This is a genomic window from Kluyvera intermedia, assembly GCF_021440345.1.
Lineage (GTDB): Bacteria > Pseudomonadota > Gammaproteobacteria > Enterobacterales > Enterobacteriaceae > Kluyvera > Kluyvera intermedia_A.
In genome coordinates this window covers 1-263 of sequence record NZ_JAKCNS010000121.1, presented here as the reverse complement: position 1 = coordinate 263, position 263 = coordinate 1, and the positions used below count along the sequence as shown (strand labels likewise).

Sequence of the window (263 nt, the reverse complement as noted above, 5' to 3'; positions counted from 1 at the left end):
CACAGATTGTCTGATGAAAAGTAAATAGCAAGGCGTCTTGCGATTGAGACTTCAGTGTCCCCTTCGTCTAGAGGCCCAGGACACCGCCCTTTCACGGCGGTAACAGGGGTTCGAATCCCCTAGGGGACGCCACTTGCTGGTTTGTGAGTGAAAGTCGCCGACCTCAATATCTCAAAACTGACTCTCTGAGTTACGTTTGAGATATTTGCTCTTTAAAAATCTGGATCAAGCTGAAAATTGAAACGACACACTGTGTCTGTTCT

General features: G+C 47.1%; 1 tRNA gene. It reads left to right on the top strand.

Going from position 1 to position 263, the window contains the following annotated elements:
- The first annotated feature begins 56 nt into the window (after window positions 1-56).
- Window positions 57-132, top strand: a tRNA-Glu gene (locus LZ634_RS21600).
- Window positions 133-263 lie beyond the last annotated feature (131 nt).